18 protein-coding genes are annotated in these 23,215 nt (G+C 72.2%); 6 read left to right on the forward strand and 12 right to left on the reverse strand.

Features of this window, described 5'->3' with window-relative positions; all coding sequences use genetic code 11:
- The 3 genes from ABS735_RS32780 to ABS735_RS32790 form a co-directional block, all read right to left on the reverse strand.
- Positions 1-1,583: protein kinase (locus tag ABS735_RS32780; RefSeq protein ID WP_476755862.1), on the reverse strand; the 1,583-nt coding region annotated here is incomplete at its 3' end.
- Between the two features lie 174 nt (positions 1,584-1,757).
- On the reverse strand, positions 1,758-3,860 hold the full coding sequence (locus ABS735_RS32785; protein ID WP_373901638.1) for a serine/threonine-protein kinase: 2,103 nt from the start codon (positions 3,858-3,860) through the stop codon (positions 1,758-1,760).
- Between the two features lie 99 nt (positions 3,861-3,959).
- A complete protein-coding gene (locus ABS735_RS32790; RefSeq protein WP_373901503.1) occupies positions 3,960-5,666 on the reverse strand; it encodes a glycerol-3-phosphate dehydrogenase/oxidase in 1,707 nt (568 codons plus the stop codon).
- 302 nt (positions 5,667-5,968) lie between these two features.
- On the opposite strand from ABS735_RS32790, the gene ABS735_RS32795 reads away from it, so the two are divergent.
- Complete coding sequence (locus ABS735_RS32795) at positions 5,969-7,186, forward strand: nucleotide sugar dehydrogenase (RefSeq protein WP_373901502.1); 1,218 nt, start codon at positions 5,969-5,971, stop codon at positions 7,184-7,186.
- Between the two features lie 607 nt (positions 7,187-7,793).
- Here ABS735_RS32795 and ABS735_RS32800 read toward each other — a convergent pair.
- The 4 genes from ABS735_RS32800 to ABS735_RS32815 all read right to left on the reverse strand — a co-directional run bounded on the left by ABS735_RS32800 (position 7,794) and on the right by ABS735_RS32815 (position 12,167).
- Positions 7,794-8,918: a GuaB3 family IMP dehydrogenase-related protein gene (locus ABS735_RS32800; RefSeq protein ID WP_052839813.1), complete on the reverse strand. Its 1,125-nt coding sequence runs from the start codon at positions 8,916-8,918 to the stop codon at positions 7,794-7,796.
- Between the two features lie 124 nt (positions 8,919-9,042).
- Positions 9,043-10,548, reverse strand: a complete 1,506-nt coding sequence (gene guaB, locus ABS735_RS32805) for an IMP dehydrogenase (RefSeq protein WP_373901501.1) — start codon at positions 10,546-10,548, stop codon at positions 9,043-9,045.
- A gap of 139 nt (positions 10,549-10,687) precedes the next feature.
- On the reverse strand, positions 10,688-11,275 hold the full coding sequence (locus tag ABS735_RS32810) for a sigma-70 family RNA polymerase sigma factor (RefSeq protein WP_030400271.1): 588 nt from the start codon (positions 11,273-11,275) through the stop codon (positions 10,688-10,690).
- Positions 11,276-11,555: 280 nt separating this feature from the next.
- A complete protein-coding gene (locus ABS735_RS32815) occupies positions 11,556-12,167 on the reverse strand; it encodes a response regulator transcription factor (RefSeq protein ID WP_003948568.1) in 612 nt (203 codons plus the stop codon).
- 381 nt (positions 12,168-12,548) lie between these two features.
- Between ABS735_RS32815 and ABS735_RS32820 the strand changes: the two genes are divergently transcribed.
- The gene (locus ABS735_RS32820) at positions 12,549-12,887 is read left to right on the forward strand and encodes a WhiB family transcriptional regulator (RefSeq protein WP_029394253.1); all 339 of its coding nucleotides are present in this window, start codon (positions 12,549-12,551) and stop codon (positions 12,885-12,887) included.
- Between the two features lie 67 nt (positions 12,888-12,954).
- Here ABS735_RS32820 and ABS735_RS32825 read toward each other — a convergent pair whose 3' ends face one another.
- Positions 12,955-13,869: a LysR family transcriptional regulator gene (locus tag ABS735_RS32825; protein ID WP_373901500.1), complete on the reverse strand. Its 915-nt coding sequence runs from the start codon at positions 13,867-13,869 to the stop codon at positions 12,955-12,957.
- Positions 13,870-13,965: 96 nt separating this feature from the next.
- Between ABS735_RS32825 and ABS735_RS32830 the strand changes: the two genes are divergently transcribed.
- From ABS735_RS32830 to ABS735_RS32840, 3 genes are all read left to right on the forward strand, one after another.
- Positions 13,966-14,634 (forward strand): MOSC domain-containing protein, encoded by a 669-nt coding sequence (locus ABS735_RS32830; protein WP_373901637.1) that lies wholly within the window; start codon positions 13,966-13,968, stop codon positions 14,632-14,634.
- A gap of 54 nt (positions 14,635-14,688) precedes the next feature.
- Entirely contained in the window at positions 14,689-15,462 is a 774-nt protein-coding gene (locus tag ABS735_RS32835) for an SDR family NAD(P)-dependent oxidoreductase (protein WP_373901499.1), read from the forward strand.
- Between the two features lie 1,075 nt (positions 15,463-16,537).
- Entirely contained in the window at positions 16,538-17,482 is a 945-nt protein-coding gene (locus tag ABS735_RS32840; RefSeq protein WP_373901498.1) for a hypothetical protein, read from the forward strand.
- A gap of 301 nt (positions 17,483-17,783) precedes the next feature.
- On the opposite strand, the gene groL is transcribed toward ABS735_RS32840, so the two are convergent.
- The 4 genes from groL to ABS735_RS32860 all read right to left on the reverse strand — a co-directional run bounded on the left by groL (position 17,784) and on the right by ABS735_RS32860 (position 21,907).
- The gene (gene groL, locus ABS735_RS32845) at positions 17,784-19,409 is read right to left on the reverse strand and encodes a chaperonin GroEL (RefSeq protein ID WP_373901497.1); all 1,626 of its coding nucleotides are present in this window, start codon (positions 19,407-19,409) and stop codon (positions 17,784-17,786) included.
- Positions 19,410-19,529: 120 nt separating this feature from the next.
- Positions 19,530-19,838: a co-chaperone GroES gene (gene groES, locus ABS735_RS32850; RefSeq protein ID WP_019329594.1), complete on the reverse strand. Its 309-nt coding sequence runs from the start codon at positions 19,836-19,838 to the stop codon at positions 19,530-19,532.
- Positions 19,839-20,180: 342 nt separating this feature from the next.
- Positions 20,181-20,942, reverse strand: a complete 762-nt coding sequence (locus ABS735_RS32855; RefSeq protein ID WP_373901496.1) for a polysaccharide deacetylase family protein — start codon at positions 20,940-20,942, stop codon at positions 20,181-20,183.
- Positions 20,939-21,907: a polysaccharide deacetylase family protein gene (locus ABS735_RS32860; protein ID WP_373901495.1), complete on the reverse strand. Its 969-nt coding sequence runs from the start codon at positions 21,905-21,907 to the stop codon at positions 20,939-20,941. Before ABS735_RS32860 ends, ABS735_RS32855 begins: the two co-directional genes overlap by 4 nt.
- A gap of 90 nt (positions 21,908-21,997) precedes the next feature.
- On the opposite strand from ABS735_RS32860, the gene ABS735_RS32865 reads away from it, so the two are divergent.
- The gene (locus tag ABS735_RS32865; RefSeq protein WP_476755863.1) at positions 21,998-23,185 is read left to right on the forward strand and encodes a class I SAM-dependent methyltransferase; all 1,188 of its coding nucleotides are present in this window, start codon (positions 21,998-22,000) and stop codon (positions 23,183-23,185) included.
- Positions 23,186-23,215 lie beyond the last annotated feature (30 nt).

The raw sequence follows: 23,215 nt of genomic DNA on the forward strand, positions 1-23,215 counted from the left end.
GACGCGGCACCCAACCCTTCAGCGTGCGCTCCCCGGCCGGAACCGGTGAAACCCGGCTGCCCACTGCCCGCGTCGAAACCGCCGCCGGACGCGGCACCCAACCCTTCAGCGTGCGCTCCCCGGCCGGAACCGGTGAAACCCGGCTGCCCACTGCCCGCGTCGAAACCGCCGCCGGACGCGGCACCCAACCCTTCAGCGTGCGCTCCCCGGCCGGGACCGGTGAAACCCGGCTGCCCACTGCCCGCGTCGAAACCGCCGCCGGACGCGGCACCCAACCCTTCGGCGTGCGCTCCCCGGCCGGGACCGGTGAAACCCGGCTGCCCACTGCCCGCGTCGAAACCGGCGCCGGACGCGGCATCGCGGTCGACGGGGTGCGCAGCCCACTCCGGAGCGGCTGCGAAGCCCGGCTGCCCACTGACCGTGCCGGGCGCGGTGCCCTGCTCCGTCCCGCCCGCCTCGGTGCCGTGGGCGGGCCTCGCCCCGCCCGGTCCGGTGCCGTGTGGAGACCGGCCCGGGCCGTCGCCGTCGTCGTACGGGAGGCCGGGACCGGCGGTGAAGCCCGGTCGTCCGCTCCCCGTGCCGGAACCGCCGGCCTGCGAGGCGTCGTCGGGGGCGGGGCGGGCGCCCGGGAGGGCCGCGCGGCCGTTCTGGGCCTCCTGGACGCGGGCCGCGGCCCTGGCACCCGCGCGGTAGGCGGCGATCGCACCGGCGCGAGCGGCGCGGGCGTCCCCGCCGGCGTCGAGCGACGCGGGCGCGAGCCCGGCGGGGGATCCGCCCGCTCCCTGGGCTCCGGGCACCGGCAGCCCGCCGACACCCCGCGCCTCGATGGCGGCCCGCCGGGCGGCCTCGGGGTCGGCGTCGCCCGGCCCGAAGACCGCGGCCCGGGTGACGCCGCCGCCCGGGCCGAAGGTTCCGTTCGGGTCGACCGCGGGGCCCGGCTCCTCGTCGGGCGGCGGGGGCACCGGGTCGTACCCGCACAGCGCCTCCTCCGCCGCCCCGACCGCCAGGCCGGTCAGCATGACGCGCCCGTCGTCGCAGACGAGCACGGTGCGCGCGGTGATGTTGCGGTGCACCCAGCCGTACGAGTGCAGCACCCGCAGCGCCAGGAGGACGTCGGAGGCCACCTCGGCCGCCCGGTACGGCGTCAGGGTCTGTTCGGTGAGCAGCGCGGCCAGCGGCCTCGCGGCCACCAGCTCGCTGACGATCCACAGCGAGCCGCCCTCGGCGAAGACGTCGAAGACCTGGTCCAGGCGCGGATGGTCGGGCACCGCCGCCGCGGCCTGCGCGGCCTCGACGGCACGCCGGACCACCGGATCGGCCGGCCGCCTGGGGCCGCCTCCCGCGGCCGGTGTCCGCCTGCCGGGGTGCCGGGCGCCCCCGTCCCGGGCCGTGAAGCCGTCGGGCAGGCCGTCCGCGTCGAGCACCTCGGCCTCGACGACTTCCGGCAACGGCACCTGGCGGACCAGGACTTCCTGACCGCTGTAGGTGTCGAAGGCCCGGCTCTCGGTGAGTTCGTACTCGTCGGACGGCGGCAGCGGCAGGCGGTAGCGGTCGGCGAGTACCCGTCCCGCGTAGTCGTCCACGTCGCCACCCCCGGCAGCCCTCGGTCAATTCCGTTCGTCCGGCGGGCCGTTCCGGCTGCGTACGGTCCGCAAGCACTCACGATACGTGCCGGAGGCAACCCGCAATGAGCTGATGCCAGATATCGAGCGGGTCAAACCCGGGGCCCCATGCCCCGGGCTACCTTCCCTCTCCGCTCAGGACTTGGGTTCGAAGGTCTTGGACAGGGTCCGCCAGGTGTCCCGGCGCAGGTCGTCGCCCCAGTCGGCGGCCTTCGCGGTGTACATGAGCGCGTAGCCCTGGTGGTCGTTGACGACGAACCCCCGGTCCACGGTGCGGTACTTGGTGCCGCCGTCGGTGTAGGTGAACTCCCAGTCGGCCGCGTTCCAGTCCCGGTAGCCCACCTTCTCTATGCGGATCTTCTTGTAGTTCGAGCGGACCATGTACCGCTCCTGGTTCTTCCAGTCCGCGACGGGGTCGCCCTTGGGCGTGGAGGTCCAGGCGACCAGCAGCTTCTGTCCGCGGGGCCCGGTGAACCGGTCGCCCGAGGAGCCCGTGGAGGCGAACTTCCAGCCCTCGGGCAGCCCGAGGCGGTAGCCCTGGTCCCCCTGGTGGGTGGTGGCCACGTCCTCGTCGTCGTCGGACTTCCCGGCGTCGTCCGACTCGCCGTCGGCCTCGCCGGAGGCGCTCGCTCCGGTGTCCGGGGCGCCGCTCGCGTCCCCGTTCGCCGCCGGGTCGGAGGCGGAACCGTCGGTGCCGGTGCCGGTGCCGGTGCCGCTCTCCTCGTCCTGCTTGGTGTCGCCGCTCGCGCCGGCGGAGGCCACGGCCTTGTCACCGTTGCCGCCCTCGGCGCCCTTGTCGTCGTCGCCCCCGCCGAGCGTGAGGGCCAGCACGGTGCCGAGCACGGCCAGCGCCACGACCACCGCGATGATGATCAGTGTCCGGCGCGGCACCACGTCGGTGAGCGGCGCCCGGGGCACGGACCGGGCCGGCAGGTCCGGCGGCGGTACGACGGGCCAGCCGGAGCTCCTCGCGCCCCCGGCGGCATTCGAGGCACCGGCCGCCGGCCCGACCGCCCTGCCGACGGCACCGGCATGCCTACCAGCACCGGCACCCGATCCCGCCCGCGGCGCAGGCGCGGCGGCAGTCGCCCCCGCGGAACCCATGGCGCCCGTGGAACCGGCGGCGCCCGTGGAACCCGCCGAGCCCGCCGCTGTCCCGCCGCCGTCGCCCGGCTTGGTCCGCGAGGCGGCAGCGGCACCGGCCGCACCCGCCCCGACGGCGGCCTTGCGCACGGAACGCAGCGCTCCGCGAAGCTTCTCCCCGGCCTCCTCGGCCCGCTTGGCACCCGCGCCCGCGGAACCGCCGCGCCGCCCGCGCCTGTCCGGCTGCGGGGGCAGCGGTACGACCTTGGTGGCATCCACCGGTTCAGCCCCGGCCGCCTGCTCCGGGGCATGGATGACCTTGTTGAGCATGGCGCGGGCACCCGCGTCGTCGAGCCGCTGGTCGGGGTCCTTGGTGAGCAGCCCGTAGATGACGTCCCGCAGCGGGCCGGCGTTCTTCGGCTCCTCCAGGTTCTCCGTCATCACCGCGGTGAGCGTCGCGATCGCCGAGCCCCGGTCGTAGGGCGGGATGCCCTCGACGGCGGCGTACAGCAGCCCGCCCAGCGACCACAGGTCGGCGGCCGGGCCGGGCTTGTGCCCGCGGGCGCGCTCGGGGGAGATGTAGGAGGGGGCGCCGACGAGCATGCCGGTGGAGGTGATGGAGGGGTCGCCCTCGACCTGGGCGATGCCGAAGTCGGTGAGCACGACCCGGCCGTCCTCGGCGATCAGTACGTTCGACGGCTTCACGTCGCGGTGCAGGATGCCCTCGCGGTGCGCGGAGCGCAGCACGTCCAGGATGGCGAGCCCGACCTCGGCTGCCCGCTTCGGCTCCAGCAGACCGTCCTCACGGATGGCCTCGGCGAGCGACTTGCCCTCGACGAGTTCCATCACGATCCACGGCCGGTCGTCCTCCTCGACCACGTCGTAGACCGTGACGGCGCTGTTGTTGCGGATCCGCGCGATCGCCTTCGCCTCGCGCAGCGTGCGCGTGATCAGGCGCCGCTTCTCCTCCTCGTCGATGTTCCCCGGGAACCGCAGCTCTTTGACGGCGACCGTGCGTCCGAGGGTCTCGTCCTCTGCGCGCCACACCGTCCCCATGCCGCCGCGGCCGAGCACGTCTCCCAGCCGGTACCGCCCGGCGAGGAGACGTGCGCTCTTGTCCGTACGGGATGTCCCCGCCCGCTCCGCCTCCGACATGCGTCCCCTCATGCAACCCGCCCTGACAGAGCCTTCATTGTCCCTCACCCGACAAGTGCTCTACGCCCAGGGTGCCCGCAGGGTTCCCGCCCGCCCTCCTTACCGCGCCACGATGTCCGGCGCTCCCAGCCGCGCCGCGTCGGCCGTCAGGTCGTCCGGCTGGCGCTGCGACTCGCGTTCGGCCTCGACCCGCTTCTCGTAGTGCTGGATCTCCCGTTCGACCTGGCCCTTGTCCCAGCCGAGCACCGGCGCCATCAGTTCGGCGGCCTCGCGGGCGCAGCGCGTGCCCCGGTCGAAGGTCTCGATGGAGATGCGGGTGCGCCGGGTGAGTACGTCGTCCAGGTGCCGCGCGCCCTCGTGCGAGGCGGCGTAGACGACTTCGGCGCGCAGATAGTCGTCGGCACCGGTGAGCGGCTCGCCCAGGGACGGGTCGGCGGCGACGAGTTCGAGCAATTCCTCCGTCAACGCGCCGTACCGGTTGAGCAGATGCTCCACGCGCACGACGTGCAGTCCGGTGCGCGCGGCGATCCGGGCCCGCGCGTTCCACAGCGCCTGGTAGCCCTCCGCGCCGAGCAGCGGGGTCTCCTCGGTGACGCAGTCGGCGACCCGCAGGTCGAGTCCGTGCACGGCCTCGTCCACGGCGTCCTTGGCCATCACCCGGTACGTCGTGTACTTCCCGCCCGCCACGACGACCAGGCCGGGCACCGGGTGGGCGACGGTGTGCTCGCGCGACAGCTTGCTGGTGGCGTCCGACTCGCCGGCCAGCAGCGGACGCAGACCGGCGTACACGCCCTCGACGTCGTCGCGCGTGAGGGGCACCGACAGTACCGAGTTGACGTGTTCCAGCAGGTAGTCGATGTCGGCGCTGGACGCGGCCGGGTGGGCCTTGTCCAGGTCCCAGTCGGTGTCCGTGGTGCCGATGATCCAGTGCCGGCCCCAGGGGATGACGAACAGCACGGACTTCTCGGTGCGCAGGATCAGGCCGGTGCTGGAGTGGATGCGGTCCTTGGGCACGACCAGGTGGATGCCCTTGGAGGCCCGCACGTGGAACTGGCCGCGCTCGCCCACCATCGCCTGGGTGTCGTCGGTCCACACCCCGGTCGCGTTCACGACCTGCTTGGCGCGGACCTCGTACTCGCCGCCCGCCTCGACGTCCTGCACCCGCGCGCCGACCACCCGTTCGCCCTCGCGCAGGAAGGAGGTGACCCGCGCGCGGTTGGCGACCTTGGCGCCGTACGCCGCCGCCGTGCGCACCAGCGTGGCCACGAAGCGGGCGTCGTCCATCTGGGCGTCGTAGTACTGCAGCGCGCCGACCAGCGCGTTCTTCTTCAGGGCGGGCGCCACGCGCAGGGCGTGACGGCGGCTCAGGTGCCGGTGCAGCGGCAGGCCCCGGCCGTGGCCGCGGGCCATGGACATGGCGTCGTAGAGCGCGACGCCGGAGCCCGCGTACAGCCGCTCCCAGCCCTTGTGCTGGAGCGGGTACAGGAACGGCACCGGCTTCACCAGGTGCGGCGCGAGCCGTTCGAGCAGCAGCCCGCGCTCCTTCAGCGCCTCCCGTACGAGGACGAAGTCGAGCATCTCCAGATAGCGCAGACCGCCGTGGATCAGCTTGCTGGACCTGCTGGAGGTCCCCGAGGCCCAGTCCCTGGCCTCGACCAGGCCGACGGACAGGCCGCGCGTCACGGCGTCGAGCGCGGTGCCCGCGCCGACCACGCCGGCGCCCACCACCAGTACGTCGAGCTCGCGCTCGGCCATGGCGGCGAGCGACTCGGCGCGCTCCGCCGGCCCAAGGGTCGCTGTCCTCACTGCTGCCTCCCGCTGTCGGTCGCGTCGGCCGCACCCGTCGGGCGAGCCCGGTTCCTGGTACCCACCATGCCCAGATTCTGACCGGCCTGCCCGACTTCGGCAGCCGCAGGCCCGAACCTGTGGACAACTTCCCCCCGGGCCCGTACCGGCAGGCGGCGCGCCGTCGACACTCGCCGAAACTCCGCAGATCAATCCCGCAAATCGGTCATATTTACTCCTAGTCTGACGTTGTGCTCGCCCATCCTGTCCACCGGGCTTGCGCACCTGTCCCGCTTCGGTTACTGGGAAGGACGGCCCACGCCATGCCCGCAGATCTCGCCGTCATCGGACTCGGCCCGTACGGCCTGCCCCTGGCCCAGGCCGCCGTCGCCGCCGGCATCCCCACCCTCGGCTACCGCACCGGCCCCGAGGCCGACCCGCTCACGCCCGCCGAGGTGCGCCGGATGCTCGCCACGGGCTTCCGCACCCCGGCCGGGCCGGCCGGACCGGCCGAGCTGGGCCGCGTCCGCACCGCCGTCATCTGCGCGCCGACCCCGCCGGGCGCGGACGGCGGCCTGGACCTCACCCAGGTGGAGGCCGCGGCCCACACCCTCGCCGCCCACATGCGCCCGCACACCACCGTCATCCTGGAGTCGCCGGTGCGGCCCGGAACGACGGAGGACTTCCTGCGCCCCCTCCTGGAGCAGGGCTCCGGGCTGCGCGCCGGCCGCGACTTCCACCTCGCCTACTCCCCCAGCCGCGTGGACCCCGGCAACCGCGACTTCACCCCGGCCAACACCCCGAAGGTCATCGGCGGCCTCACCCCCGCCTGCACCGAGTCGGCCGCCGCCTTCTACAGCCGCCTCACCGACAAGGTGGTCCGCGCGCGCGGACCGAGGGAGGCGGAGACGGTCCAGCTCCTGGAGACCAACTTCCGGCACGTGAACATCGCCCTGGTCAACGAGATGGCCGTGCTCTGCGACGACCTCGGCGTCGACCTGTGGGACGTCCTGCGCTGCGCGGAGACCAAGCCCTTCGGCTTCCAGGCCTTCCGCCCCGGCCCCGGCGTCGGCGGTCACTCCGTCCCCCAGGACCTGACCGGCCGGGCCCCGCACAGCCTGCGCATGGTCGAGCTGGCCCAGCAGGTCAACGCCCAGATGCCGCGCTACGTCGTCCAGCGCGCCGCCGCCCTCCTCAACGAGCACGGCAAGTCCGCGCGCGCCGCCCGGATCCTCCTCCTCGGCGTCACCTACAAGGCCGACCTCGCCGACCAGCAGGCCACCCCGGCCGAGGAGATCGCGACCCGCCTGATGTCGATGGGCGCCGCCGTGAGCTACCACGACCCGCACATCCCGTCCTGGAACGTCGCCGACCGCCCCGTCCCCCGCGCCGACTCCCTCTACGAGGCCGCCGCCGACGCCGACCTCACGATCCTGCTCCAGCAGCACCGCACGTACGACCTCCAGGGCCTGTCGGTCAAGGCCCAGCTGCTGCTGGACACGCGGGGCGCCACACCGACGGGGGCGGCGCACCGGTTGTGAGGCGGGGGCGCACAGATTCATGTACCGCGGAGGCTGGTGGCAGACGTTGAGATCGCCGGGTAACGTACTTGGCGTAGATCCGCAGAATGCACCTCCTCCGGAACGGGCCACCTGATGGCGGTCCGGCACCGCAGAAGGTGGGAGCCCACCGCAGGGATGTGCAGCAGGCTCCCGAGAAGTGAACGGAGTGTCCACCCCTACGCCTTATAGGGGTGGGCGCTCACTTCCCATAGGTCCACAAGATGCACCTCCTCCGGAACTTCACCATCCGTAGACGGATCCGGTCCCAGTGGGTGGGCTTGCGGTGACGGCCCATGGCGCGCCCCCTTCCACGATGCCGCCCATATCCCGGTGAGGCGGTCCGTCTGGAATTCGGGCCGGGCCCCGAGGAGCGGGGTCCGGAACGGTTCCTTGGAAGGGGGCGCTCCAGAGAACTGGGTCGCCGAGCAGGGACATTACCGATCCGGCACAGCCCTCCCCCGCGTATTCGCCCCGAACACCACCGCACGCCCCCGTGCCGCGTCACGCGCCCCCTCAAGAGCCCCCGAGCACGCGAAAGGGGCCGGTCACCCCACCAGGTGACCGGCCCCTTCACATGCCGTGGCGACTACCGCCGGTGCTGCGAGTCCGCGACCGTGACCTCGACGCGCTGGAACTCCTTCAGCTCGCTGTAGCCGGTGGTGGCCATGGCGCGGCGCAGGGCGCCGAAGAAGTTCATCGAGCCGTCGGGGTTGCGGGACGGGCCGGTGAGGATCTCCTCGATGGTGCCGACCGTGCCGAGGTCGACCTTCTTGCCGCGCGGCAGCTCCTCGTTCACGGCCTCCATGCCCCAGTGGTTGCCCTTGCCCGGCGCGTCGGTCGCGCGGGCCAGCGGGGAGCCCATCATCACCGAGTCGGCGCCGCAGGCGATGGCCTTGGGGAGGTCGCCGGACCAGCCGACACCGCCGTCGGCGATGACGTGGACGTACCGGCCGCCGGACTCGTCCATGTAGTCCCGGCGGGCCGCCGCCACGTCCGCGACCGCGGTGGCCATGGGCACCTGGATGCCCAGCACGTTGCGCGTGGTGTGGGCGGCGCCGCCGCCGAAGCCGACGAGGACGCCCGCGGCGCCGGTGCGCATCAAGTGCAGGGCGGCGGTGTAGGTGGCGCAGCCGCCGACGATCACCGGGACGTCGAGCTCGTAGATGAACTGCTTCAGGTTCAGCGGTTCGTGCGAGCCGGAGACGTGCTCCGCGGAGACGGTGGTGCCGCGGATGACGAAGATGTCGACGCCCGCGTCCACGACCGCCTTGGAGAACTGGGCGGTGCGCTGCGGGGAGAGCGCGGCGGCGGTGACCACGCCCGAGTCGCGCACCTCCTTGATGCGCTGTCCGATCAGCTCCTCCTTGATGGGGGCGGCGTAGATCTCCTGGAGGCGGCGGGTCGCGTTGTCGGTGTCCAGCTCCGCGATCTCGTCGAGCAGGGGCTGCGGGTCCTCGTGCCGGGTCCAGAGCCCTTCCAGGTTGAGGACGCCGAGGCCGCCCAGCTCGCCGATGCGGATGGCGGTGGCCGGGGAGACGACCGAGTCCATGGGAGCGGCCAGGAACGGCAGCTCGAAGCGGTAGGCGTCGATCTGCCAGGCGATCGAGACCTCCTTCGGGTCCCGCGTACGGCGGCTGGGGACGACGGCGATGTCGTCGAAGGCGTACGCCCGGCGGCCGCGCTTGCCGCGCCCGATCTCGATCTCAGTCACGTCTGTGGCCTTTCCCTGATGCGTTGCAGCGCCTTCCAGTATCCCCGACGGGCTCGCCGGGGCACCGCAGAGGGCGGCCCCGGATGGTCCGGAGCCGCCCTCAGGAGGCTGCTGCCTGCTGTGCTTACTTGCTGCGGCTGTAGTTCGGCGCCTCGACCGTCATCTGGATGTCGTGCGGGTGGCTCTCCTTGAGGCCCGCGGAGGTGATCCGGACGAAGCGGCCCTTGGACTCCATCTCCTCGATGGTGGCGGCGCCCACGTAGCCCATGGTCTGGCGCAGGCCGCCGACGAGCTGGTGCAGGACGTTGGCCAGCGGACCCCGGTAGGGGACCTGGCCCTCGATGCCCTCGGGCACGAGCTTGTCGTCCGAGGCGACCTCGGCCTGGAAGTACCGGTCCTTCGAGTACGACCGGCCCTGGCCGCGGGACTGCATGGCGCCCAGCGAGCCCATACCGCGGTAGGACTTGAACTGCTTGCCGTTGATGAACTGCAGCTCGCCCGGCGACTCCTCGCAGCCCGCGAGGAGGCTGCCCAGCATCACGGTGTCGGCGCCGGCGGCGAGCGCCTTGCCGATGTCGCCGGAGTACTGCAGGCCGCCGTCGCCGATCAGGGGCACCCCGGCGGCGCGGGCGGCGAGGGAGGCCTCGTAGATCGCGGTGACCTGCGGGACGCCGATGCCGGCGACCACACGGGTGGTGCAGATGGAACCGGGGCCGACGCCGACCTTGATGCCGTCCACGCCCGCGTCGATCAGGGCCTGGGCGCCGTCACGGGTGGCGACGTTGCCGCCGACGACGTCGATGCCGACGCTCGACTTGATCTTCGACATCCAGCTGAGCGCGTTGCTGTTGTGGCCGTGCGAGGTGTCGACGACCAGGAAGTCCACTCCGGCCTCGGCGAGGGCCTGGGCGCGGTCGAGCGCCTCGGGGCTGGCGCCCACGGCGGCGCCGACGAGCAGGCGGCCCTTCGCGTCCTTCGCGGCGTGCGGGTACTGCTCGGCCTTCACGAAGTCCTTGACCGTGATCAGGCCTTTGAGGACGCCGTCGCCGTCGACCAGCGGAAGCTTCTCGATCTTGTGGCGGCGCAGCAGCTCCATGGCGTCCACGCCGGAGATGCCGACCTGGCCGGTGACCAGCGGCATCGGCGTCATGACCTCGCGCACCTGCCGGGAGCGGTCGGTCTCGAAGGCCATGTCGCGGTTGGTGACGATGCCGAGCAGCTTGCCCGCGCCGTCGGTGACCGGGACGCCGCTGATGCGGAACTTGGCGCACAGGGCGTCGGCCTCGCCCAGGGTGGCGTCCGGGTGGATGGTGATGGGGTTGGCCACCATGCCCGACTCGGAGCGCTTCACCAGGTCGACCTGGTTGGCCTGGTCCTCGATGGACAGGTTGCGGTGCAGGACGCCGACGCCGCCCTGGCGGGCCATGGAGATGGCCATCCGGGACTCGGTCACCTTGTCCATGGCCGCGGAGAGCAGCGGGATGTTGACCCGCACGTTGCGGGAGATGCGGGACGAGGTGTCGACCGCGTTCGGGAGCACCGCGGAGGCGCCCGGCAGCAGCAGCACGTCGTCGTAGGTCAGCCCGAGTGTCGCGAATTTCTCGGGCACTCCGTCGACGTTGGCAGTCATGACACCTTCCCCAAATGGCCTTGATCGGTGCGGATGTCCATGCTAACGGGAAGTGGACGTGGGTCATTCCACGATCAAGGAAGCGTGCGACCTTCGTGCCTTTGTACGAGGTGGAGCGTCGCGCGGGCCGCCGCGTGAACTACTGCTCCGCCAGCGCCCGCAGCCGGCTCAGCGCCCGGTGCTGGGCGACCCGCACGGCTCCCGGTGACATTCCCAACATCTGCCCGGTCTCCTCGGCCGTGAGCCCGACCGCGATGCGCAGCAGGAGCAGCTCGCGCTGGTTCTGAGGCAGGTTGGCCAGCAGTTTCTTGGCCCAGGCGGCGTCGCTGTTGAGCAGCGCCCGCTCCTCGGGGCCCAGGGAGTCGTCCGGCCGCTCGGGCATCTCGTCGGACGGGACGGCCGTGGAGCCGGGGTGGCGCATCGCGGCGCGCTGGAGGTCGGCGACCTTGTGGGCGGCGATGGCGAAGACGAACGCCTCGAAGGGGCGTCCGGTGTCCTTGTAGCGGGGCAGCGCGAGCAGCACCGCGACGCAGACCTCCTGGGCGAGGTCCTCGACGAAGTGCCGGGCGTCGCCGGGCAGCCGGGACAGACGTGTGCGGCAGTAGCGCAGCGCCAGGGGGTGGACATGGGCGAGCAGGTCGTGCGTGGCCTGCTCGTCCCCGTCCACGGCGCGGTGGACGAGCCCACCGACCGTCCCCTGGTCCGGGGGCGCCTCGTCGTCACGCATCGGTCCATGGTGCCTTGCGGCCGTCCGATCCGTGGCTCCGTGCCCGTTGTTGTGCACCGAAGCGTTATGAGCAGGTGCGCCGGAACTCATCCCCTGCGCCCTCCCCTTCCGCTCGACCGACTCGTCCCCGAGGAACTCCACACCTCAAGGATGCGTCATCCGCGGCGAAACGAGCAGCGGGCACCCGGCGGGTCGCCTTGTCACCCCCGCTCACCTCGCGATAAGCGGGGATCGTCACGTCCCCGACGGGCCCTCTCGGACTCCATCGCACGGGGAGCCCCTAGCGGACCAGGCCCCACCGGAAGCCGAGCGCCACCGCGTGTGCCCGGTCCGAGGCGCCGAGCTTCTTGAAGAGCCGACGGGCGTGGGTCTTGACGGTGTCCTCGGAGAGGAACAGCTCGCGGCCGATCTCCGCGTTGGAGCGGCCGTGGCTCATGCCCTCCAGGACCTGGATCTCGCGCGCGGTGAGCGTGGGCGCGGCGCCCATCTCGGCCGAGCGCAGCCGGCGCGGAGCGAGCCGCCAGGTCGGGTCGGCGAGGGCCTGGGTCACGGTGGCGCGCAGCTCGGCGCGCGAGGCGTCCTTGTGCAGGTAGCCACGGGCACCGGCGGCGACCGCGAGGGCCACGCCGTCCAGGTCCTCGGCGACGGTGAGCATGATGATGCGCGCGCCGGGGTCGGCGGACAGCAGCCGCCGCACGGTCTCGACGCCGCCCAGGCCGGGCATGCGCACGTCCATCAGAATCAGGTCCGAGCGGTCGGCTCCCCAGCGGCGGAGGACTTCCTCGCCGTTGGCGGCCGTCGTCACGCGCTCGACGCCGGGCACGGTCGCGACCGCGCGGCGGAGCGCCTCTCGGGCAAGCGGGGAGTCGTCGCAGACGAGGACGGAAGTCATGGCCGTCCTCCGCAGCTCTTGCGCGTCACGTTGAGCCTCCAGGCTGGTACGAAATCGTCACCTGTGCGGTCGACCGTCCCGGACGCCCGCCCGAGCACTTGTTCCTTCAACCGCCTCCGCACTCTCAACGATGGTCACTCGAAAGAGTTACGGGGCTGTGTGTCGTCTTCGGCACTCTACGTGAGGGGGCGGCCACGCAGCAGACATGCGCGTGGGACCCGCGCCGTTTCATCACAAGCGGTGCCCCATTCAGCCGCTTTTCTTCCACTTCGCTGGTGTCTGCGACTAGATTCGCAATGAGTCATATTTTCATCTCCTTAGATCGTAGTTGTACGGTCGTGGACACCGTATCCACCCAGAACGGCTACAAGGGGTCACGCAATGGCAGATTTCTCCCGCCTTCCCGGACCGAACGCGGACCTGTGGGACTGGCAGCTCCTGGCTGCGTGCCGCGGGGTGGACAGCTCGCTCTTCTTCCATCCGGAAGGCGAACGCGGTGCGGCACGGAGTGCTCGCGAGAACTCGGCCAAGGAGGTCTGCATGAGGTGCCCGGTCCGCGCCGAGTGCGCGGCGCACGCGCTGGCGGTGCGGGAGCCGTACGGCGTGTGGGGCGGGCTGACCGAGGACGAGCGCGAAGAACTCATGGGACGGGCCCGCAACCGCCTGGTGGCGGCGACGGCCTCGGCGTCGGCCGGCGGGGAGGCGGCCGCACCTCACTGAAGGAACGTTTCTCTGGGAGGACCCGAGGAGGACTCCCAAAGCCTCGACAAGGTGTCCCCGGACGCGGTCAGCGCGCCGACGACTGGCGCACGCCCGCCCGGGCCAGCTCGTCCAGGGTGGCCGTCACCGCCGGCACCTGCGCCAGGTCGGGCAGCGTGAGCGCGACGATCTCCCGCCGCACGGCCGGCTCCAGCGTGACCGTACGCACACCCCTGGGCCGTACGGACTCGACGGCGAGCTGGGGCAGCACGGCCACGCCGAGGCCCGCGCCGACCAGGCCGACCACCGCCGGGTAGTCGTCGGTCGCGAAGTCGATGCGGGGGGAGAAACCGGCCCCCTCGCACACCTCGACCAGCTGGCCGCGACAGCGCGGGCAGCCCGCGATCCAGGACTCCCGGGCCAGCTCCCCGATGGCCACGGCCCCTTCGGTACGGGCGAGCCGGTGGCCCTCGGGCACCAGCGCCACCAGCCGGTCGGTCAGCAGCGGCCGTACGACGAGGTCGTCCCACTCCTCCGCGCCGGCCGCGCCCTCGTAGCGGAAGGCGAGGGCCACGTCGCAGTCGCCCTCGCGCAGCAGCTCGACGGAGTTGGGCGGCTCGGCCTCCTCCAGGGAGACCCGGGTGCCGGGGTGTGCGGCGCGCAGCGCGGCCAGGGCGGTCGGTACGAGGGTGGAGCTGCCGCTGGGGAAGGAGACCAGCCGGACCCGCCCGGCGCGCAGCCCGGCGATCGCGGCGACCTCCTCCTCGGCCGCCGTGAGCCCGGCGATGATCCCCGCCGCGTGCCGCACCAGCGCCTCTCCGGCCTGGGTCAGCCGCATCTCGCGTCCGGTGCGGACGAGCAGGGGCGTGCCGACGGAGGACTCCAGGGCCTTCATCTGCTGGCTGACGGCGGGCTGGGTGCAGCCCAGCTCGCGCCCCGCGGCGGAGAAGGAGCCGGTCGACGCCACGGCGCGCAGTACACGGAGATGACGAGCCTCGATCACACCCCCGAGGATAAGCGACCCTTTGGCCGGGCGCCGAAAAATGCGTCGCCGCTTTGACCGCGCATGACCTACCGTTCTCGCATGCACCTTCCCGCCATGAGGCTTCTGGCCGTCAACCTGGGCCGCGCGAAGGCCGTGCCGTACACGGACCAGCCCGAGGGCGTCACCGGCATCGACAAGCGCCCTGCCGATGGCCCCGTACGGGTGGCGGCGCCCGGGCCGAAGGGCGTCGGGGCGAGCGGCCTGGCCGGCGACACCGTCTGCGACACGCGGCACCACGGCGGCGACGACCAGGCGGTGTACGCGATGGCGCGCGAGGACATGGACGCCTGGGAGCGCGAACTGGGCCGGGAACTGCCGAACGGCTCGTTCGGCGAGAACCTCACCACCACGGGCCTGGACCTCGCCGGCGCCCTCATCGGAGAGCGCTGGCGGGTCGGGTCGGAGCTGCTCCTGGAGGTGACGTCCGGACGCATCCCCTGCCGTACTTTCCAGGGCCACCTGGGCGAGCCGCGCTGGGTGAAGCGCTTCACGGAGAAGGGCGCGCCGGGTGCCTACTTCCGCGTCCTGGAGCCCGGTGAGATCCGCGCGGGCGACCCGGTGCGGATCGTGCACCGTCCCTCCCACGAGGTGACGGTGGCCCTGCAGTTCCGCGCGGTGACGACCCAGCGGGAGCTGCTCCCCCGGCTGCTCGCGGCGGGCGAGGCACTGCACCCGGAGGCGCTGGCGTCGGCGCGGAAGTACGTGGCGGAGTACGGCGCCTGAGCGAAGCGGACGTGCTCGGTCCGCACCCATGATCCCGCGCCCTAACCTTGCGCCATGACAACGGCATTGATTACGGGATCGACGGCCGGCCTCGGCGCCGCGTTCGCGCGCCGGCTGGCGGCCGACGGACACGACCTGGTGCTGGTGGCCCGCGACACCAAGCGGCTGCGCGAACAGGCCACCGAACTGCACGACCGGCACGGCATCGAGGCGGAGGTGCTGACGGCGGACCTGTCGACGGACGCCGGCATCGACGCGGTGGCCGCCCGACTGGGAGACCGCAGGAACCCCGTCGACCTGCTGATCAACAACGCCGGTTTCGGCAACAAGGGCCGTTTCCTCGACGTCTCCATGGCCGACGAGCTGACCATGCTCAAGGTGCACTGCGAGGCGGTGCTCCGGCTGACCTCGGCGGCGGTGGAGGGGATGCGGGGGCGGGGCCGCGGCGGCGTCGTCAACGTGGCCTCGGTCGCCGCCTTCGTCCCGCGCGGCACCTACGGCGCCTCCAAGGCGTGGGTCGTGCAGTTCACCCAGGGCGTGGCGAAGGACCTGGCCGGCAGCGGCGTACGCCTCATGGCCCTGGCCCCCGGCTTCATCCGCACGGAGTTCCACGAGCGCGCCGGCATGGGCACGGACAACATCCCGAACTGGATGTGGCTCGACGCGGACAACGTCGTCGCGGCGGCCCTCGCCGACCTGTCCCGCGGGAAGTCCCTGTCGATCCCCGACCCGCGCTACAAGACCCTGATGGGCGCGGCGAAGCTGGTGCCGCGGGGACTGCTGGGCGGGATCACGTCGCGGACGGGGCGGAAGTACGGGCCGCAGTAAGCGCAGAGACTCGGTGCGGGCCTCTCCTGACTGAATCGACGGCTCGGTGTCCTTGCGCCGCCTAATATCGACCGGGGGGTGGCGCAATGATTGATCACGAAGACTTCATGCACGGTGCCGCACTGGTGGCGATCGCGTCGTGAACCACGGCCGTCAGTTGTTCATCAAGTACAACGATGGCCGGGGGCCAGGGGCCTACTTCTTCACGTTCTCGAGCGAGGACAAGGAGAGGATCCGGACAGAAGCAGCGCCCCTGGTGTTCGAGTACTCGCCTGAGTACTCCGGGCCGGCTGTCTCAGGTGCGGACCAGGATTCCTGCCTGTCGTCGAGTGGTGCGTCCTCGACGACGACGAGTTCGCCCACCTGGACGGGGCTCTGAGGCCGGCCGCCGACGAGGACGTGGAGGTCGCCCTCTGCACCTGGCCGCCCGCTACCCGAATAGGCAAACGCCTGAGCAGAGGGGGTCGCCGACACGTGGCGTTCCGCGGCGGCTCGCAGCGGCGCCGAGACCGCCTGGTTCGAACAGCACCGCTCGACGGCAGGCCGTCGCCGCGCTCTACGCCGCCCATCGCCGGCCCATCGCCGCCGAAGTACACCAGCGCGGGCTTCACCGAGCGTGACGGTCGACGGCCGGCGCCCGGAACGGGTCGTCACCCGAACGTGTGGTCTATCCCGATCCTTTGCTCGGCGGGGTGCCGGTGCGACATAGCGTCGGGTGGCTGCGCCCGCAGCGGGCGGGAGGTCGCAGGTTCGGCGAGGGAGAGGGCGGCATCGCGTGAACGCGGGCAATGGTGACCGGGGCGAACTGTTCGTCGACGGCACCGACAGGGGGCGTACGGACAGGGTGACGAGGGGCCAAGGGGCGGCGACCGGGGGCGGGACGGTGCTGTTCTCCGACGCTCCCGGCGGTGGCAGTAGGTCGCCGTCGGCGGTCCCGGCCTCCGCCCGCCCCGGTGCGGCCGGTGCCCGGGCTGCCTCCGTCCCGCACGCCCGGCCCACGCCGCGTCCCCGGCCCGGCGGTGTCCCTGCCGGGTCCCGGAAGGCGAGGCGATGGGCGAAGGTCGCGCAGCGGATCGTGCCGGACGACCTCCAGCCAGAGGCGCTGCGCCTGGAGCTGACCGAACTCGGGGACGCGTTCCGCGCGTATCAGCGGCGGCCCGAGCCGGACCTCGCCGTCCTCGCCGAACTCCACGACCGCAAGGCCCGTGCCTTCGCCCTGTGGGCCGACGTCACCGGCGACGAGACCCTGCGGGAAGAGGCGGACCGGGCTGCGGCGGCCGCGCTGACCACCCGCGAGATGGACGCCAACCGGCGCGGCCTCCAGGTGGACGGAGAGGGGCCGGTGGTCGAGCGGTTGCTGACCCGGGGCCAGGGGGTCCACGCCCGCAATGTGCTGGAGCACGTCCGCGCCGACTCCCCGCTCCCCGAGGCGGAGGCTCGGCTCGCGGTGCTGATGCTCACCCTGCGGGCCGCGCGCGCCGGTACCGGGAACGTCACCGGGCAGGACCTCGTCGGCTGGCTGCAGGGCGATGCCGAGCGGGTGCTCCAGCAGCTGGTCGACGCGGGCTGGCTGCGGCTGCCGGAGGACGTCACCGCCGACGACGCGCTCATGTCCCGGCCCGAGGAGCCCACTCAGGTCACGGTGCCCACGCTCATTCCCACCCAGCCCCGCCCGTTCTACTTCGGCAAGGTCACCCGGGCGAGGCTCTCGGGGTGGGCGCAGAAGGTGGTGGGCGACCGGAAGCTGCGGAAGAAGAAGGCGGGGGCCGCCACGCGGCTCCTCGCCGTGTACACCGCCGCCCACAGCCATCCCGACGGGCGCCTCGGAGACACCGGTGAGGACGGCGACGGTCTCGCGCTGGACGCGGTCGCCTCGTTCTGCGGCCTGCGGCCGGAGGACGTCTGCGAGCACTCCGGACTGCTGGTCGCCGCAGGCTGGCTGGAGGAGGCCGACGCCTCGGGAGAAAGGCTGCGGGGGCGGCTCGCCGAGCGCGTACTGCCACTGAGCGGGCTGCTGTGACGGCTTTTCGGTGACACGCCGTCTTCATGTCGCCGAAAGGGCAGCCCGACGGTCAACGGTCCGACCACCGCGACAGCCGGCGGACCGACCGCCACAAGTGGCCGCCGCAGGCTTCGGCGCGTCGTGGCACCGGTGAGGCTCGTTGGGGGAAGCGCCCCGCAAGGGGCGCGGGGGACTGCGTAGGCAATCACGACGGCGTCGCACCCGGCCGAAGCCCGACGGGGCAGGCGCCCACCCGGCACCAAGAAACGGTGCCCGGCCCCCCGCAGGGGACCGGGCACCGTTCAGCTCAGCGCAGCGCTCAGTGGGCGTGGCCGTGGCCGTGGCCCGCGGCGGCCGGCTCTTCCTCTTCCTTCTTCTCGACGACCAGGGTCTCGGTCGTCAGCAGGAGGGAGGCGATGGAGGCGGCGTTCTCCAGGGCGGAGCGGGTGACCTTCACCGGGTCGATGACGCCGGCCTTGACCAGGTCGCCGTACTCGCCGGTGGCGGCGTTGAAGCCCTGGCCCTTGTCGAGCTCGGCGACCTTGGAGGTGATGACGTAGCCCTCCAGGCCGGCGTTCTCGGCGATCCAGCGCAGCGGCTCGACGGCGGCGCGGCGGACGACCGCGACACCGGTGGCCTCGTCGCCGGTCTTGCCGAGGTTGCCCTCGAGCACCTTGACGGCGTGGACCAGCGCGGAGCCACCACCGGAGACGATGCCCTCCTCGACCGCGGCGCGGGTCGCGGAGATGGCGTCCTCCAGACGGTGCTTGCGCTCCTTCAGCTCCACCTCGGTGGCGGCGCCGACCTTGATCACGCACACGCCGCCGGCCAGCTTCGCGAGGCGCTCCTGGAGCTTCTCGCGGTCCCAGTCGGAGTCCGTGGACTCGATCTCGGCCTTGATCTGGTTGATGCGGCCCTCGACCTCGTCGCGCTTGCCGGCACCGTCGACGATCGTGGTGTCGTCCTTGGTGACGGTGATGCGGCGAGCGGTGCCGAGCACCTCGAGGCCGACCTGGTCGAGCTTGAGGCCGACCTCCTCGGAGATGACCGTGGCGCCGGTGAGGACGGCCATGTCCTGCAGCATCGCCTTGCGGCGGTCACCGAAGCCGGGGGCCTTGACGGCGACCGCGTTGAACGTGCCGCGGATCTTGTTGACGACGAGGGTGGAGAGCGCCTCGCCCTCCAGGTCCTCGGCGATGATCAGCAGCGGCTTGGAGGCGCCCGCCTGGATGACCTTCTCCAGCAGCGGCAGCAGGTCCGCGATGGAGGAGATCTTGCCCTGGTTGATCAGGATGTACGGGTCGTCGAGGACGGCCTCCATGCGCTCCTGGTCCGTCACGAAGTACGGCGACAGGTAGCCCTTGTCGAAGGCCATGCCCTCGGTGAAGTCCAGCTCCAGACCGAAGGTGTTGGACTCCTCGACGGTGATGACACCGTCCTTGCCGACCTTGTCCATCGCCTCGGCGATCAGCTCGCCGACCTGCTGGTCCTGGGCGGACAGCGCGGCCACGGCGGCGATGTCGGACTTCTCGTCGATCGGGCGCGCGGTGGCGAGAAGGTCCTCCGACACGGCGGCGACGGCCGCGTCGATGCCCTTCTTCAGCAGCGCCGGGGAGGCGCCCGCGGCGACGTTCTTCAGGCCCTCGCGCACGAGCGCCTGGGCGAGCACGGTGGCGGTGGTGGTGCCGTCACCCGCGATGTCGTTGGTCTTGGTCGCCACCTCCTTCACCAGCTGGGCGCCGAGGTTCTCGTACGGGTCCTCGACCTCGACCTCGCGGGCGATGGTGACGCCGTCGTTGGTGATGGTGGGGGCGCCGAACTTCTTGTCGATGACGACGTTGCGGCCCTTGGGGCCGATCGTCACCTTCACGGTGTCGGCGAGCTTGTTGACGCCGCGCTCGAGGGCGCGACGGGCGTCCTCGTCGAACTTCAGGATCTTCGCCATGGGAGCGTGAGCCCTCTTCCGGAAATTTTGGGGTTATACGGCAACTGCGCCCCCGACGCCCGGCTTTTTATGGTCGCGGGAGCCAGGGGCGCAGCTGGAAAGCAAGGTGCTTCGGGTGAACTACTTCTCGACGATCGCGAGCACGTCGCGGGCCGAGAGGACGAGGTACTCCTCGCCGTTGTACTTCACCTCGGTGCCGCCGTACTTGCTGTAGAGCACGACGTCGCCGACGCTGACGTCGAGCGGAAGACGGTTGCCGTCCTCGAAGCGGCCCGGGCCCACGGCCAGGACGACGCCCTCCTGGGGCTTCTCCTTGGCGGTGTCCGGAATGACCAGGCCCGAAGCCGTGGTCTGCTCGGCGTCGAGCGGCTGGACCACGATGCGGTCCTCGAGCGGCTTGATGGCAACCTTGGAGCTGGCGGTCGTCACGATCCGACCTCCCCCTTCGGAGATCTCACGGGGTTAACTGTCTGAGGTGGCGACCAGGTCGATCCGTCGTCGCGGGTGCCGGACCTGCCCGTCGCTGTGTTGGCACTCTCCGGTGGGGAGTGCCAGAGCCGAGACTATGACCGCGATTAGCACTCGGTCAAGCGGAGTGCCAATGCCGGCGGCGCGTCGGCGGGGATTTCGGGTGAACGCCGGTTCGTGAAGGCACCCTGCGTGGGTGTGGGCGTCGCTGGGGGCTGCCGCCCCCAGACCCCCGCTTTCGGCCTGGACGGCCTCGTCCTCGAACGCCGGACGGGCTGGATGACGCCGACCGGCATCGAGAGGTCAGAGGTAGTCCTCCAGGTTGCCCACCCTCAGCCCCTGCTCCTCGATCGTCTTCAGCAAACGTTCCGTGCGGGCGGTCAGGTTCTCGGCGGTCGGGTGGTCCGGGTCCACGGCCACGATGTCGCCGGGGTGGAGGCGGTGGTCGCCGCGGGTGTAGGTGAGGGTGCCCCCGGTGTCGAGGGTGGCGCGCCACAGGACGAGGGCCGTGATGCCGCAGTCGGCGGCGGCGCGCAGGGTCGTGGTGTCGTACGTGCCGTGCGGCGGGCGGAAGAGGTGGGCGCGGACGCCGAAGCGGGACTTGAGCTTGGTCTGCTGGCCGCAGATCTCGGCTCGCTGCCCGGCGTAGGGCAGGCCGCGCAGGGAACGGTGGTCGAGGGTGTGGTTCTGCAGGCTCGCGCCGAACGGGCGCAGCCGGGCGAAGTCGCCGTAGGCCGGTCCGGCGACGGTGTCGGTGAGGAACAGGGTGACCGGGAGCCGTCGTTCGCGGATCAGGCCGGCGAAGGCGGGGTCGCGCTCGGCGCTGTCGTCGTAGGTGAGGAAGACGACCCGGTCGGTGGTGCGGACGTGCTCCACGACGGGCGGCAGGGCCTGGTCCCGGTCGCCGGCCCGGTCGCTGTCCCGGTCGCCGTCCTGGGCGGGCTCTCCGGCCGCCGCCGCGTGTTCGGCGGGGGCGGCGAGCCGGTCGCAGCCGGTGAGCGGGAGCAGTGCGAGCAGTAGGGCGGCCAGGGCGGCGCCGGCCGGGCGGAACCGCCCTCGCCTCACAGGTAGTCCTCCAGGCGGGCCACCGCGTACCCGTCGGCGGTGATCCGGTTCAGGAAGCGGCGGACCATGTCGGTCATGGTGCCGTCCCAGTCGTTCGTGCCCCGGAAGTGGGTGAGGACGATGTCGCCGGGGTGCAGGTCCTGGTCCCACTCGCGGTACTCCCAGTGGTCGACGTACACCTCCTCGCTCCAGATCGGGGCGTACTTGATGCCGCAGGACTTGGCGGCGCGCAGGGTGTCGCGGTTGTAGTTGCCGTAGGGCGGGCGGAAGAGGACGGGGCGCTTGCCGTAGTGCTTCTCCATCACGTCCTGCATGCCGCAGATCTCGCGCTGCTGCTCCTCGTAGGAGAGCGCGGGGAGGTAGGGGTGGCTCAGGGTGTGGTTGTTGAGGGTGATGCCCCGGGCCTGCATCTTCTTGAAGTAGCCGTAGTCGTCCTTGATCTCCTCGTCGGTGAGGAAGACGGTGTACGGGATCTTCAGCTCGCTCATCATCTTCAGGAACGCCGGGTCCTTCTCGGCGCCGTCGTCGATGGTGAGGAAGACGATCTTCTCCTTGGTGGGGACCGTGGTGAAGACCGGCGGGAGGCTGTCCTCCTCCTGGCCGTCGACCTCGAAGCCCTCGCGGGCCTTGATCTGCGGCTTCTCCTCCGGGGGCGCGGGAGCCGTCAGCGGCACCTTCTTGAGGTCCCAGCGCTTGGCGGCGGCGGCCAGGGCGGCCCTGGCCTCGCGCGCCTTGGCCGCGCCGTCGACCGCGCGGGCCGGGGGCGCCTTCGGGGCCTGCTGGCCGGCGGCACCCCGTACTTCGGAGGAGTCGCCCTGCGCACAGCCGCCGGCGAGGGCGGCGACGACGAGGACGGCGGTGGCGATCGCTCCGCGCCGGCGAAGTGCTCTGCGGGGTGCGGGACCGGCTGCCCGGGATACGCGACGCGATGCCCGACTTTTGTCATTTTGTACGACTTCTCGCATGGTGCCGGATCCTCGCAGTCGCCGGCCTGCGAACCCGGCCCGACACCGCGCCGGAGGCGCACCATCCACCGACTGGCCCACAATGTCCCGGTGAACGACCTCGATTCCCTCCTCGCCCTGCTCGCTCCCGAAGGCCGCGCGCTGCTCGACGAGGTGCGCGACACCGACCCCGCACAGGAGTTGGCGGTCGCGACCCGGCTGCGGCGCACGCACCCCGCCGAGCTGGTCTCGGCCGCGCTCGGGCAGGCGCGGCTGCGGCAGCGGGCGGTGGCGAAGTTCGGGGCCGAGGACGCCGGGCGGATGTTCTTCACGCCCAACGGGGTCGAGCAGTCGACGCGCGCGAGCGTGGCGGCGTACCGGGCCGGGCGGTTCGCGGCGCTGGACGTGACCTCCGTCGCCGACCTGTGCTGCGGGATCGGGGGCGACGCGATCGCGCTGGCGCGGGCCGGGATCCGGGTCCTTGCCGTCGACCGGGACCCGGTCACGGCCGCGGCGGCCCGTGCCAACGCCGACGCGCTGGGGCTGGCCGACCTGATCGAGGTGCGCGAGGCGGATGTGACGGAGGTGGACACGGGCGGGTACGACGCCGTGTTCGTCGACCCGGCGCGGCGGGGCGGACGGGGCCGGATCTTCGACCCCGAGGCGTACTCGCCGCCGTTGTCCTGGGCCGTGCGGGCGGCCCGTACGGCCTCCGGCGCCGCCGCGCTCAAGGTGGCGCCCGGCATTCCGCACGAGGCGGTGCCCGAGGACGCCGAGGTGGAGTGGATCTCCGATGGCGGGGACGTGAAGGAGGCCGTGCTGTGGTTCGGAGCCGGCGCGTCGGCGGGGGCGGTGCGGGCCACGTTGCTGCCCGGGCCCCGCACCCTGCCCGGCACCGGCCTGCCCGACCCGGAGGTCCGCACGCCCGGCCGGTACCTCTACGAGCCGGACGGCGCCGTCATCCGGGCCCACCTGGTCGCCGAGGTCGCCGAACAGGTCGGCGGCGGGCTGCTCGACGCCACGATCGCGTACGTCACCGGGGACGCACTGCTGCCGACGCCGTACGCCACGGCGTACGAGATCACCGACCGGATGCCCTTCAACGTCAAGAAGCTGAAGGCGCTGCTGCGGGAGCGCGGCGTCGGCACGCTGACCGTGAAGAAGCGGGGCTCGGCGGTCGAGCCGGAGGAGCTGCGGAGGAAGGTGAAACCGCAGGGTCCGAACGCTGCGACCGTGTTCCTGACGCGGGTCGCGGGGGCACCGACGATGCTGATCGGGCAGCCGGCGCCCCCGTCCTGAGCCGTGCCGGGCCGACGCCGGGCACGGCCG

It is taken from the genome of Streptomyces sp. MMCC 100, assembly GCF_041538145.2.
Lineage (GTDB): Bacteria > Actinomycetota > Actinomycetes > Streptomycetales > Streptomycetaceae > Streptomyces.